Consider the following 13,167-nt stretch of genomic DNA (forward strand, 5'->3'; position numbering starts at 1 on the left):
GGGCCCCTGACTCTCCTGCCCCCAGGAGAAAAGAGACGTGGAATGAGCCTCACTCAACGCCTGACCATCACCCAGCCCATGCGGGTCTTCTGGCTCACCTGGTTCGGTCAGCTCATCTCGCTCATCGGCTCCGGCCTCACCGCGTTCGGCGTGGGCGCGAAGATCTTCCTGGATACGCGCTCCACCACGCAGTTCGCGCTGCTGTCCTTCTTCGCCGTCGCGCCCATGCTGGTGCTGTCGCCGCTCGCGGGCGCGCTGGTGGACCGGTGGGACCGCCGCCGCGCCATGCTGCTGGCGGACCTGGGCAATGGCTTCAGCACCCTGCTCATCTTCGGCATGGTGCTCGCGAGCAACCGGGGCCTGTTTGAAATCGAGCCCTGGCACTTCTACCTGCCCGTCTCCATCGGCTCGTGCTTCGGCGCCTTCCGCTGGCCGGCCTTCTTCGCCACGGTGTCGCTGCTCGTGCCCAAGCAGCACCTGGGCCGCGCCAACGCGATGGCGGAGGTGGCCAGCGGCGCAAGCCAGATCCTCTCCCCCATCGTCGCGGGCGCGCTCATCGAGAAGGTGGGCCTCATCGGCGTGCTGTCGGTGGACGTCTTCAGCTTCAGCTTCGCCGTCATCACGCTGCTGATGGTGCGCTTCCCCCGCCCCATCGCCACCGCCGAGGGCCAGCGGGGCAAGGGGTCGCTGAAGGAAGAGGTCAAGCAGGGGTGGACCTTCATCCGCGCGCGGCCGGGCCTCTTGAGCCTGCTGGCCTTCACCGTCGTGGCCACGCTGTGCATGGACCTGGTGATGCTGCTCATCACCCCGCTGGTGCTGGCCTTCACGGACATCTCCACGCTGGGCATCATCGCGTCGGTGGCGGGCGCGGGCGCGCTCGTGGGCGCCGTCTTCATGGGGGTGTGGGGCGGGCCCAAGAACCAGCTCGTGGGCATCCTCGGCTTCCAGGTGCTGTCGGGCCTGGTGCTCTTCATGGCCGCGCCCGTGCCCAGCGTCCCGCTGGTGGCCACCGCCGCCGCGCTCTACCTGTTCACCATGCCGCCGATGCTGGCCTCCAGCCAGTCCATCTGGCAGCGCAAGATTCCGGCGGACCTCCAGGGCCGCGCCTCCGCGGTGAAGCGCATGGTGCTCCTGAGCGTGCCGCCCGTGGTGGCCCTGATGGCGGGCCCGCTCGCGGACGGCCTCTTCGAGCCGGCCATGGCCCCCGGCGGCGCGCTCGCCGGCAGCATGGGGCGCCTGCTGGGCGTGGGCCCGGGGCGCGGCATCGCCGTCATCTTCATCGTGCTGGGCCTGCTGACGCTCGCCAACGTGGCGGTGGGGTGGATGAACCCGCGCCTGCGCAACCTGGACCGCGAGCTGCCGGACGCCCTGCCGGACGTGCCCGCCACCTCGGTGGATGCCGCGGGCAACACCGTCCCGAACGCCCTCCCGAACGCCACCAGCGCCGGAGCCTCCGCCTCATGAGTGCCTTCTCCCAGGTCCTGCGCTTGCTGCGCATGCTGCCGTCCGCCATGGCCGTGGCCACGCCCGGCCTGGGCCCGTGGCTCGCCCGTCGCCGGTGGCCGCGCGCCGACGGCACCCTCACCCTGCCCGGGCTGCACGGCAAGGTGGAGGTGGTGCGCGACACGTGGGGCGTGCCGCACCTCTACGCGCAGGACGACCACGACCTGTTCTTCGCGCAGGGCTACGTGCACGGGCAGGACCGGCTGTGGCAGCTGGAGATGGGCCGCCGGCTGGTGGACGGCCGGCTCGCGAGCCTCCTGGGGCCCGCCGTGGTGCCGGTGGACAAGATGCTGCTGACGCTGGGCCTGCGCCACATGGCGGAGAAGTCCTGGCAGCAGGTGGACCCGGAGGCCCGCGCCATCCTGGAGGCGTACAGCGCGGGCCTCAACGCGCGCATCGCCGCGGAGCCGCTGCCGTACGAGTTCACCGTCATGGACGCGAAGCCCGCGCCCTGGACGCCCATGGACACGCTCGTGCGCGGCAACCTGCTGGCGCTGATGCTGGGCGGCAACTACCGCCTGGAGCTGTTGCGCGCGCGGCTGGTGGAGACCGCCGGCGAGGAGGTGGCCAACGCGCTGCTACCGCAGAACGCGCCGGAGACGCCGCTCATCGTCCCGAAGGAAGCGCGCCTGCCCGGCCTGAAGAACGTGAAGACGATGTCCGGCCTGGACGGCATGGACGCGGTGCTGGGCGACCCGAACATCGTCTCCGGCAGCAACAACTGGGTGGTGCACGGCAAGCGCACCGAGAGCGGCAAGCCGCTGCTCGCCAACGACGTGCACATCGGCCTGGGGCTGCCGTCCACCTGGTACGAGAACGGCCTGCACGGCGGCCGCTTCGACCACGTGGGCTTCTCCCTGCCCGGCGTGCCGCTGCTCATCATCGGGCACAACGGGAAGATCGCCTGGGGCATGTCCAACCTGGGGCCGGACACCCAGGACTTCTACATCGAGAAGCTGGACGACCCGAAGGCGCCGAAGAAGTACCTCTTCCAGGACACGTGGCACGACCTGGAGGTGCGCCGCGAGGAGATCCCCGTCAAGGGCGGCGCGCCCGTGGTGCTGGAGGTGAAGAGCACGCGCCACGGCCCGCTGATGAACGCGGTGCTGGGCGACGAGATGAAGGACAGCGAGCCCATGTCGCTCCGCTGGGCGCACACCGAATGCCAGCCGCTCATCAACTCCGTGCTGCGCCTCAACCTGGCGACGGACTGGGAGTCCTTCCGCGGCGCGATGAAGCTGTGGGAGGGCCCGGGCCAGAACTTCGTGTACGCGGACACGGCCGGCAACATCGGCTACCAGGCGTCGGGGAAGATCCCCATCCGGCAGGGCCACCAGGGCCTGGTCCCCATGCCGGGCTGGACGGGCGAAGCCGAGTGGACGTCCTTCATCCCGTTCGAAGAGCTGCCCGCGTCGTTCAACCCGCCCGCGGGCTACGCCGCCACCGCGAACAACAAAATCACCAGCGACGACTACCCGTACCTCATCGCGCACAACTGGTTCCCCGGCTACCGGGCCAAGCGCATCACCGACCTGATTGAGGCGGGCACGAAGCACACGGTGGAGGACATGCGGCGCATCCAGGCGGAGACGTACTCGCTGCCCGCGGAAGTGCTGCGCCCCTACTTCCTGTCGGTGGCCGCGGGCGACGCGCAGCAGCAGCAGGCGGTGGCCGCGCTCCAGGCGTGGGACCTGCGCTTCGAGCCGGACCGCGTGGGCGCCACGGTGTTCCAGGCCTGGTACATCGAGGTGCTGCGCAAGCTGCTCCAGCACAAGCTGGGGCCAGAGCTGGTGCAGCGCTACCTGCTGGGCCAGTACGAGCGGCACGGCAGCCTCCACATGCCCTTCGTCATCGGCCTGATGTCCCAGCCGGAGAGCCCCTGGTGGGATGACCCGAAGACGCCCGCGAAGGAGACGCGCGACGATATCCTCCGCGCGGCCCTGGCGGACGCCACCGCGTGGCTGGTGAAGACCTACGGCGCGGATCCGCAGGGCTGGGCGTGGGGCAAGGTGCACACGCTCACGTACGTGCACCAGCCGCTGGGCGGGCCCGCGAGCCCCGGCCCGGTGCGCCGCGCCTTCAACACCCGCACGCTGCCGGCCCGGGGTGACAACTACTCGGTGGACGGCGCGTCGTTCCTGTGGAGCCACCCGTTCAACGTCGTCCACGGCACCGCGCTGCGGATGATCATCGACCTGGCGGATGTGTCCCGCTCCGTGTCCGTGCACGCGCCGGGGCAGACGGAACACCTGTTCCACCCGCACCGTGACGACATGCTGGACTTGAGCCGCGAGGTGAAGTTCCACCCGATGCTCTTCACGCGGGACGCGGTGGAGCAGCACCGCAAGGCGACGCTGACATTGGCGCCGGCCGTCGCGCTCGCGAAATAAAACAACCCGGACAAGAAGGCCGTCACTCCCCCCGGAGCGACGGGCCTCCTGGCCCGGGTTCGTTGCTTCTGGCTCCAGCGAGCGCTGGCACTCGTGTTCGCGTCGAGTTCCCCCTCAGAAACTCGGCGCTTCCCCCTTCTACGTGCCAACCCCTGCTGACTCCCCCCGTTTCCCGTGCGTCCCCTGGTGGGCTAAGAAGTCCCCCGACTCCTTGACTCACCGTGTCGCCCGAGCGGGCCCCCCTGCTTCCCGTGCTGCGATGAAGAGACAGTACCGGGACCCCCTTTTCCGGGCTGTGAAGCGGCCCACAGGACAGGTGTGAAGGCGTTCACATCTATCGGACTTGTCCGTTCGGTCTGGATGGGAGCCTTCCCTACCTGTAGCCAGGGAATCCGGGCACAATGGTGCCCCCCCCATGTCCTACGCGCAGCTGCTGGCCGAAATCCCCATGTTCGAAAGCCTCGGCCGCGAGGATCTGGAGACCATGTCGTCGCTGCTCCAGCCCCGCCGCTTCGCCCGGGGGGAGGTCATCTTCCACCGGGGGGACGTGGGGACGGCGCTGTTCATCATCCGGCGGGGACAGGTGGCCATCCGGTTGAGCTCCAGCGAGGGGCGCGAAATCACCCTGGCGCTGTTGGACCGGGGGGACGCCTTCGGGGAGCTGTCGCTGCTGGACGGCGAGTCGCGCTCCACGGACGCGCTGGCGCGCGAGGAGGCGCACCTGCTCACGCTCCAGCGCGACGACTTCCGCCGCTACCTGGAGACGCGGCCGCAGGTGAGCCTGGCGCTGCTGGCGAACCTGAGCCGGCTGGTGCGGCGCACCACGCAGCATGTCTACGACTCGGCCTTCCTGGACGCGCGCTCGCGGCTGGTGCGGGTGCTGCTGGAGCTGGCGAAGTCGCAGGGGCGCCCGAGCCCCGAGGGGCTGGTCATCAGCCCGAAGCTCACCCAGTCGGAGCTGGCCAACCTCTGCGGCGTCACCCGCGAGAGCGTGAACAAGTGGCTGCGCTACTACGTGCGCGAGGGGATGCTCAGCTTCGAGGGCGGGCAGATCATCCTCCTCCAGCCGGAGCGCCTGGGTCAGGACGCGGAGTAGCCTGGCGGCCGTCAGCCGCCTTCGGGCGGCTCCCACTTCACGCGGAAGAGGGACAGGGGCTCCTCGCGGCCCTTCACCGTCACGGAGGCCAGCGGCTCCAGGGCGAAGGCGTCCGGCACCAGGAGGGCGCGCGTGGAGTCGGTGAGGAGCACCTCGTCCGGGCCCGCGACGCCGCACACGCGGCTGGCCACGTTGGTGGCATCCCCCACGGTGGCGTACTGGAGGTAGCGCTCCGAGCCGATGTTGCCCGCCGCCACCGGGCCGGAGTTGAGGCCGATGTGGACGTGGATTTCGGGCACGCCCTCCGCGCGCCAGCGGGCGTTGAGCGCCTGGAGCGCGCGCTGCATCTCCACCGCCGCGCTCACGGCGCGCTCCGCGTCGTCGGGCCGGGCGAAGGGGGCGCCCCACACCGCCATCAGCGCGTCGCCGATGTACTTCTCCAGCGTGCCCTCGTGGCGGAAGACGATGTCCGCCATCACCGGGAAGTACGCGTTGAGCATGTCCACCACCTGCCGGGGCTGGAGGCGGGAGGACATGGCGGTGAAGCCGGTGATGTCGGAGAAGAGGATGGTGACGTTCGCCTCGCGCACCTCCAGCGGCACGCCGCGCAGGGCCTTGAGCTGGCGCACGACGTCGGGCGGGAAGAAGCGCTGGTAGGCGTTGCGCAGCACGGCCTCCTCCTCCAGCCGCCGCGCCAGGTGCGCGTGGTCCAGGGCGATGGCGGCCTGGTTGGCGAAGGCGGTGAGGAACTCCAGGTCCTCGTCGGTGAAGAGGCCGCCCTGCTTGAGGCTGTCCAGGTACAGCACGCCCAGCACCGAGTCGCGCGTGCGCAGGGGCACGCACAGCGAGGCGCGGATGGACTGGCGGAAGACGGAGTCCGCGCCCGCGAGCCGCGCGTCGTCGCGCGCGTCGGTGAAGAGGGCCGCCACGCCGCGCGAGTGCACGTAGTCCACGATGTGCTGGCTGTAGAAGCGCTCCGGCAGCGTCCCGCCCTGCGCGCCCCGGGCCACACGCGGCACCAGCTCCCCGCTGTCCCGGTCCGTCAGCAGCACCGCCGCCCGGTCCACCGCCCAGATCTGGAAGACGAGCTGGACGACGCGCTCCAGCAGCCCGTCCACCGGGCCCGGCGACGACAAGATCTGCCCCACCTTGAGGAGCACCTGGAGCTTGTCGCGGGTGCGGTCCGGCGAGCGCGTGTCGAGCAGCGACTCCATGGGCCCGCCGGAGAAGCGCGTCTCCAGGGGCTGGGTGCGCAGCGGGCCCCAGCCGTCCGGCAGCGGCGTGTCCGGGGACACGAGCTGGAAGGACACCTCGCCGCAGCGGAAGGACTGGCCGTGGCCCAGCTCCTGGCGCGTCACGCGGTGCGGGCCCACGAAGGTGCCGTTCTTGCTCTCCAGGTCCACCAGCACCACGCGCCCGCCCTGGCGCTCCAGCCTCGCGTGGCGCCGGGACAGGCTGGGGTGCGGCACGCGGATGCCGTTCTCCTCCGTGCGGCCGATGGTGGTGGTGCCCTCCGGCAGCATCACCACCCGTTCGTCCACCTGGCCTGGGTTCAGGATGAGGCGCATGCGCTCCCGCTCAGGAGGACGTGGACCAGGAGGGCTTCTTGTCCGTGAAGGTCACGGTGGCCGTCACCTGCGGCGCCGTGCCGTCCGAGGAGGACGCCGACGCGCTGGCGTGCCGGGCCACCACCTCCCGCACGACGAGCGCGGGCGCGTCCTGCCCGGACAGGCGCCGCTCACCCGCGGGGCGGCAGTCGAACGCGTCCGCGAGCCGTGAGGCCAGGGCCTCGCTCACCAGCACCTGGTCTCGCGTGGCCACGGTGGCGAGCCTCGCCGCGGTGTTCACCACGTCGCCCAGCACCGTGTGGTCCAGGCGTCCCCGGCCCGCAGCGCCCACGTTGCCGGACACCACCGGGCCGGTGTCCACGCCCATGCAGACGCCGTGCGCGTACGGGGAGCTGTCGCCCCCGCTCCACGCGAGCGCCTGGAGCCGCTGCTTCACCGCGAGGCAGGCGTCCAGCGCGCGCGCCACGTGCGCCTCGCCCTGGAAGACGGCCATCACCGCGTCGCCCAGGAACTTGTCCACCACGCCGCCGCGCGTCTCCAGCTCCGGGAGGATGACCTCGAAGTTGGCGTTGAGCCGGCGCAGCGCGGACTCCGGCGGGTGCTGGCGGGTGACGGCGGTGAAGCCCGCCACGTCGAGGAAGACCACCGTGGCGTCCACCTGCTCGCCCGCGAGCGCGCCGGGGCCCCGCACCAGGGGCAGCACGCGCTCCACGATGCCGCCGTGCACGAACATGCGCAAAAGCGCGTTCTCCTCCGTGGAGCGCACCGCGCGGCGCAGCTCCGCCACGTGGCGCACCGTCTTGGCCAGCGTGGACTCCAGGTCGTCCAGGTCCACCGGCTTCACGAGGAAGTCGAACGCGCCCCGGTTCATCGCCGTGCGCAGGTTGGGCAGGTCGCCGTACGCGGAGACGATGACCACCTTCACCAGCGGATCCACTTCCCCCACGCGCGACAGGAAGGTGAGCCCGTCCATGCGCGGCATGTTGATGTCGCACAGCACCGCGTGCGTGTCCGGGTGCTGGCGCAGCACCTCCAGCGCCTCTTCTCCGTCGCGCGCGAAGACGAAGGTGTAGATGCCCTCGCGCACGTGCTTGCGGAAGCGCTGGCGCATCAGCAGCTCCACGTCCGGCTCGTCGTCCACCACCAGCACCTTCGCCGGCTGCGCGGCCCGCCCTGCGTCCACCAGCGAGACGAAGGCCGCGGCCAGCTCGCGCGCGGAGGTGAAGCGCTGCTCCGGCCGGGGGTGCAGCGCGCGCAGGAAGAAGGCGTCCCCCGCGGCGCCCAGCTCCGGCACGAGCTGCGAGACGGCCACCGTGGGCGGGTGGAAGACGCCGCGCAAGAGGCCGCCCACGGACTCGGCGCCGTAGGGGAACTGGCCGGTGAGGGCGCGGTAGAGCACCACCGCGAACGACCAGAGGTCCGCGCGCGCGTCCAGGTCCGGATCCGCGCGCAGCTGCTCCGGGCTCATGTAGCGCAGCGTGCCGGTGAGGCCCTCGGCCTGCGCGTTCACGGCTTCGCCCGTGCGCACCAGGGCGCGCGCGAGCCCGAAGTCGAGCACCTTCACCACCTCCTCCCCGTCCACGTGGGCGAGGAAGAGGTTGGCGGGCTTCAGGTCGCGGTGCACCAGCCCCGCCGCGTGCGCGGCCGCCAGCGCGCGGGCTACCGGCGTGACGAGCGCGGCCACCGTGGCCGGGGACAGGCGCCCGCGCTGCGTGAGGCGCGTCTCCAGGTCCTCGCCCTCCAGCAGCTCCATGACGATGTACGGGACGCCCGCGTCCACGCCGGAGTCATGCACCTGCACCACGTGCGGGTGGCGCAGGCGGGCCACGGCCTGGGCCTCCTGTTCGAAGAGGCGGTGGGCCTCCGGTGTGCGCGCGACCACTTCCGACGCGATGAGCTTGAGGGCCACGTGCCGCTGCAGTTGCAGGTCGACGGCCAGCCAGATGGCGCCCATGCCACCGCCGCCAATCCTGCGCTCCAGCGCGTACCTGCCGCCCAGCGGGCGTCCGGTGTCCATCGGCCCTGTGTCTCCGTCCCGGGAGCGGCTCTCGCCGCCCCTCGCGAAGCCGGGGATGATGGCACACCTGGGCCTGGCCTGACGTGGCCATTGCGCCACGCGGGAGCCGGCTGCACGCCCGGTGTGGGAGGGGGAGCTGTCAGCCGCCCGTCAACCGCTGCGCGAGCCGGGGCAGCACGTCGCCCGCCCGGGCCTCCACGCGCACGTCCGCGAGGCTGTCGCCCCGGCTCTCCCCCAGGTTGAGGATGCCAATGGGCACGTGGCGCTCGGCGGCGCGGGTGACGAAGCGGTAGCCGGAGTAGACGGTGAGCGACGAGCCCACCACCAGCAGCGCGTCCCCTTCTTCCACGAGCGCGAACGCGTCCTGCACGAGCGGCGCCGCGACGTTGTCGCCGAAGAACACCACGTCCGGCTTCAGCGTCCCGCCGCAGCGGGTGCACGCGGGCACGCGGAAGTCCGCCACGGCCTCCGGCGGCAGCTCCGCGTCACCGTCCGGGCGCAGCTCCACGACGGTGTGCACGAAGTCCGGGTTGAGGCCCAGCATCCGCGCCTGCACCGACGCACGGGGCTCCTGCGCCTGGCAGGCCAGGCAGCGCACGCGTGACAGCGCGCCATGCAGCTCGAGCACGCGCTCGCTGCTCGCCGCGTGGTGCAGGCCGTCCACGTTCTGGGTGATGAGGCCCGGCACCACGCCGGCCTTCTCCAGCGCCGCCAGCGCGAAGTGGGCCTCGTTGGGCCGGGCGGAGGTGAAGCGCGGCCAGCCCAGCAGGCTGCGCGCCCAGTAGCGCGCGCGCACCTCGGGGCGGTTGAGGAACTCGCGGTGCTGGATGGGGTTGCGCACCTTGTGGCGCGTCTCCGGACCCCGGTAGTCGGGGATGCCGGACTCGGTGCTGCAACCCGCGCCGGTGAGCACGACGACGCGGCGGCCCTGGAGGAGCGAGGCCAGGGCTTCCACGCCCGCTTCGGGCGGAAGGGCGGCGATGGGAGGGGCCGGAAGGAGCGTCATCTCGCGCCAGCGTATAACGCCGCCCCTCCGCGCCCGCCCGGCGTCCCCTCCACCGCCTGACGGGGAGGGGGCCAGCCGGGGTGCGCCGGCCCTCAGCGGATGAGCGTCTCCTGGGAGGGGTCCGCGGCCCGGGGCGTGGCCATGGCGGCCTTGACGGTCTTCTTCGCGGCCGGGGGAAGCCGGTCGATCCACCGGTCCATGGCCTGGCGCACTTCGGGGACGGAGGACTCCTCGTCGGGCAGCGCGCCAATCTCCTGGCGGGCCTCGGCCGCGAGCCGCAGGGCCCGGGGGAGGTCCTCCTTCGCGTCCCACAGCGCGCGGGCCAGCATGTAGCGCGCGGCGGGGCGCTCCGCGGGCCGGGGCCGGGCGCGCTCCCAGCCGGTGACGGCCTTCTCCAGCGGGGCCAACGCCTCGCGCGGACGGCCGAGCACCAGGTACGTGCGCCCCAGGTCCACCAGCGCCCCCGTCCAGCCGCCGTTCACGTCGTCCGGCAGCGACGTCTGCAGGGCGGCGGCGCGCTGGAAGTACGGCAGGGCCTGCTCGGACTGGTTGCGGTAGCTGAGCGTCTGGCCCATGCCCCGGAGCACCAGCGCCAGCGTGGGGTGGTCCGCGCCCACGCTGGCCTCCAGTTGGGAAATCGCCGTGGCGAAGCGCTGGGTGGCTTCCTCCAGCCGACCCATGTGCACCAGCAGCGTGCCGATGTTGTTGACGATGATGGCCACCGTGGAGCTGTCGCGCCCCTCCGTCTTCTCGGCGATGCTCAGCGCGCGCTCGTACAGGGGCAGCGCCTCCTCGCGCTTGCCCTGGTATTGCAGCGCCAGCGCCAGGCTGTTGAGCGCGTCCGCCACCTGGGGATGATCCGGTCCCAGCGAGCGCTCCAGGAGCGCCAGCGCGCCCCGGGCCAGCCGCTCCGACTGCACGAAGTCACCCTGCTGCCAGCGCGCGCTGGCCTGCTCCAGCCGGATGCGCGCCACGTCCGGATGTTCGGGCCCCAACGCGCCGCGCACGGTGCCGAGGGCGCGCTCGTACAGGGCCAGGGCCTCCTCCGTGCGCCCCTGCGAGCGGCGCACGGTGCCCAGCTCCACGCGCACGTCCGCGACCTCCAGGGCCTCCGGACCGAAGCGCTTCTCCAGGAAGGACAGCGCGCGCGTGAGCTGATCATGCGCCTCCGGGTAGCGGCCCTGCCGCGACAGCAGGCGGCCCAGGTTCGCCGCGAGCGCACCGCTCAACTCACCGCTGCCGCCCAGCCGCTCCACCGCGGCGCTGGCGCGATCCCCGGCCTGCTGCCCCTGGGCGTAGTGATCCAACCGTTCGCCCGTCACGCGGACGGCGAGCGTCCACGCGCGCGCGGCGGCCTCGTCGTTGCGACCGGCCTCCGCGGCCCACGTGGCCTGGAGCACCGTCTGCTCCGCGCCCCGGTAGTCCCCGGCCCCGTCCTTCAACTCCGCGAGCAACAAGAGCGCGTCCGCGGCGCCGGACCAGTCCCCGGCGGCGCGCGCGGCCTGGGCCACCGGCTCCATGCGCGCCACGCCCTGCGAGTAGCGGCCGGCGGCGCGCAGGGCCCTCGCGTCCACGAGCGCCTGGAGGAGCGCGACGGTGCGCTCGCGCGCGGCGGGGTCGTCCAGCGTGGAGCGGCCCCGGGACGTCAGCGCCTCCAGGTCCGAGCAGCCCGACAGCGGCAGCAGTCCCTCCACCGCGCGGGGCGCGCGCTCCACGAGGTCCGGGTCCGCCTGGGTGAACAGCTGTGTGAGCGCGGCCACGTCCGCGAGCCGTGAGTCCAGGCAGCGCATGCGCAGCGCCATCACCGCCTCGCTCTGCTCGCCCCGCACGCGGGTGGCCTCGCACGCCGCCGTGCGCGTCGTCACCCAGGCGGCGGTGTATGCGTTCAGCCCCCGGTGCACGTGGCGCAGGGCATCGTGCGCGAAGCGGCGCTCGGTGCCGACGAAGGCCACGTCCACCGCGTGCTGGCGCGCGGCGTCCCACACCCCGTCCAGCGCCCGCGCGGCGCCCTCGCAGCCCGTGACATCGCGCCGCTGGAGCACGCCCGTGATGGCCACCGCCGACAGCACCAGCACCGACGCGCCCGCGATGCGCAGCCGCCGCGTCCGGCGCGCGGTGGGGTTGGCCTCCAGCTCCGCGATGAGCGCCTCCATGGAGGCGTGGCGCTCCTCGGGCCGCACCGACAGGCCCTTGAGCAGCACCCGGCGCAGCCACTGCGGCACCCCCGAGTGCCGGGGCACGCTCTTCACCCTCCCCGCGTGCACCGCCTGGGACAGCTCCTCCACCGTCGAGCCCGCGAAGGGGCGCTCGCCATAGAGCCCCTCGTAGAGCGCGGCGCAGAAGCCGAACTGGTCGCTGAAGGCGTCGGTGCGCTCCTCGGGCGGGAACTGCTCCGGGGCCATGTACGCGGGCGTCCCGCCCTCCATGGCGCGGGGGCGCGCGAAGCCTCCGGGCGTCACCGGGGGAACCACCGCGCCGGACATGACCCGCGCCAGGCCGAAGTCCGTGACGCGCACCCGGCCGTCCTGGCCGACGAGGATGTTCTCCGGCTTCACGTCGCCGTGCACGACGCCCACCGCGTGCGCCGCGGCGAGCCCCCTCCCTGCGGCAACGAAGACGTCCACCACCTGGCGCCACGGGTGGGGGCCGTCCTGCTCCCACTTGCGCAGCGTGCGCGCGTCCACCAGCTCCATGGCGAGGAAGACCTGCCGGCCGAAGGTGCCCACGTCGAAGACGGAGACGACGTGCGGATGGGAGACGCGCGCCATGGCTTGCGCCTCGCGCAGCACCTGCGTGCGGCCGGCCTCCGCGCCCAGGCCCAGGGCCTCCACCTGCAACAGCTTGAGCGCGACGCGCCGGTCCAGCTCCGGGTCGTACGCCACGTACACGACGCTCATCCCGCCCACGCCCAGCATCTCCAGGATGAGGTAGCGCCCCACCGCGGTGCCCCGGGCGAGCGGCGGCGTGGGCAGGCGCAGGCGCTGCTTGGGGCCCCGCCACGGCTCCACGGGCAGCGTGGCGAACTGACTGCCGAGGACCTCCTCCTCGGGCGCCAGCTCCGCTTCGGGGGTGGGCGGCTGCACCTTCAGCGCCTCGGACACCATGCGCCGACAGGAGGGACAGGTATCCAGGTGCTCGTCCACGACGGCGGCCCGCGCGGGCGGCAGCGTCCCGAGCAGGAGGTCCATGAACGTGGGTTCATCGAGACAGGCGGGGGGCATGGCAGGCACGTGGACGAGGCAGCACACCAGGAGTCATGGCGTCCGTCGAGCCATCCCCGGGGCTGTTTCGAGCGTCCAGGGGTTGCCTGCTCGGCGGGGTGGACGTCGGTTCGCGGACGCCCGTGTCGGTCCCGATTGAGTGGGAGGGGGCTTTCTGAAAGCGTCCCGGCATGCGGCGCCTGCGACGTCTTGGATGGGCCGGCCTCCTGTCCCTGGCCCTGCACGCCGCCGTGCTCCTGCTGCTGTGGCGGGTGAGCCCCACGCCGTCCCAGCGGACCTCCCGGCTGCGCGCGAAGGCGATCGAGGTGGAGATCCGCACGCCCCCCGCCGTGAAGCCGCCTCCTCCCGTGGGTCCCTCGACCCAGG

The 13,167-nt window shown here is 72.6% G+C and carries 7 protein-coding genes and 1 pseudogene; 4 read left to right on the forward strand and 4 right to left on the reverse strand.

Annotation, left to right across the window (positions count from 1 at the left end; translation table 11 throughout):
- Positions 1 to 42: 42 nt before the first annotated feature.
- The 3 genes from D7V97_RS02595 to D7V97_RS02605 all read left to right on the forward strand — a co-directional run bounded on the left by D7V97_RS02595 (position 43) and on the right by D7V97_RS02605 (position 4,989).
- The gene (locus D7V97_RS02595; protein ID WP_120608981.1) at positions 43 to 1,464 is read left to right on the forward strand and encodes an MFS transporter; all 1,422 of its coding nucleotides are present in this window, start codon (positions 43 to 45) and stop codon (positions 1,462 to 1,464) included.
- Positions 1,461 to 3,893, forward strand: a complete 2,433-nt coding sequence (locus tag D7V97_RS02600) for a penicillin acylase family protein (protein WP_120608982.1) — start codon at positions 1,461 to 1,463, stop codon at positions 3,891 to 3,893. Before D7V97_RS02595 ends, D7V97_RS02600 begins: the two co-directional genes overlap by 4 nt.
- A 415-nt stretch (positions 3,894 to 4,308) precedes the next feature.
- On the forward strand, positions 4,309 to 4,989 hold the full coding sequence (locus D7V97_RS02605; RefSeq protein ID WP_120608983.1) for a Crp/Fnr family transcriptional regulator: 681 nt from the start codon (positions 4,309 to 4,311) through the stop codon (positions 4,987 to 4,989).
- Between the two features lie 11 nt (positions 4,990 to 5,000).
- On the opposite strand, the gene D7V97_RS02610 is transcribed toward D7V97_RS02605, so the two are convergent.
- From D7V97_RS02610 to D7V97_RS02625, 4 genes are all read right to left on the reverse strand, one after another.
- Complete coding sequence (locus tag D7V97_RS02610) at positions 5,001 to 6,557, reverse strand: adenylate/guanylate cyclase domain-containing protein (RefSeq protein WP_120608984.1); 1,557 nt, start codon at positions 6,555 to 6,557, stop codon at positions 5,001 to 5,003.
- Between the two features lie 10 nt (positions 6,558 to 6,567).
- Positions 6,568 to 8,574 carry a protein kinase gene (locus D7V97_RS02615; protein WP_120608985.1) on the reverse strand — a complete coding sequence of 669 codons (2,007 nt, stop codon included), beginning with the start codon at positions 8,572 to 8,574 and terminating at the stop codon, positions 6,568 to 6,570.
- Positions 8,575 to 8,713: 139 nt separating this feature from the next.
- Positions 8,714 to 9,580, reverse strand: a complete 867-nt coding sequence (locus D7V97_RS02620) for an NAD-dependent protein deacetylase (protein ID WP_120608986.1) — start codon at positions 9,578 to 9,580, stop codon at positions 8,714 to 8,716.
- Positions 9,581 to 9,672: 92 nt separating this feature from the next.
- Entirely contained in the window at positions 9,673 to 12,768 is a 3,096-nt protein-coding gene (locus D7V97_RS02625) for a tetratricopeptide repeat protein (protein ID WP_233582473.1), read from the reverse strand.
- Positions 12,769 to 12,971: 203 nt separating this feature from the next.
- Here D7V97_RS02625 and D7V97_RS02630 point away from each other — a divergent pair.
- Positions 12,972 to 13,167 (forward strand): annotated as a pseudogene (locus D7V97_RS02630) (hypothetical protein); the annotation flags it as partial.

The sequence above is a fragment of the Corallococcus sp. CA053C genome, assembly GCF_003611675.1.
In the GTDB taxonomy this organism is placed as follows: Bacteria; Myxococcota; Myxococcia; order Myxococcales; family Myxococcaceae; genus Corallococcus.

What these genes read in the sequence shown, in the direction of transcription:
- D7V97_RS02595 (WP_120608981.1), top strand. Translation starts at nt 43, where the DNA reads ATGAGCCTCACTCAACGCCTGACCATCACCCAGCCCATGCGGGTCTTC.
- D7V97_RS02600 (WP_120608982.1), top strand. Translation starts at nt 1,461, where the DNA reads ATGAGTGCCTTCTCCCAGGTCCTGCGCTTGCTGCGCATGCTGCCGTCC.
- D7V97_RS02605 (WP_120608983.1), top strand. Translation starts at nt 4,309, where the DNA reads ATGTCCTACGCGCAGCTGCTGGCCGAAATCCCCATGTTCGAAAGCCTC.
- D7V97_RS02610 (WP_120608984.1), bottom strand. Translation starts at nt 6,557, where the DNA reads ATGCGCCTCATCCTGAACCCAGGCCAGGTGGACGAACGGGTGGTGATG.
- D7V97_RS02615 (WP_120608985.1), bottom strand. Translation starts at nt 8,574, where the DNA reads ATGGACACCGGACGCCCGCTGGGCGGCAGGTACGCGCTGGAGCGCAGG.
- D7V97_RS02620 (WP_120608986.1), bottom strand. Translation starts at nt 9,580, where the DNA reads ATGACGCTCCTTCCGGCCCCTCCCATCGCCGCCCTTCCGCCCGAAGCG.
- D7V97_RS02625 (WP_233582473.1), bottom strand. Translation starts at nt 12,768, where the DNA reads ATGGACCTCCTGCTCGGGACGCTGCCGCCCGCGCGGGCCGCCGTCGTG.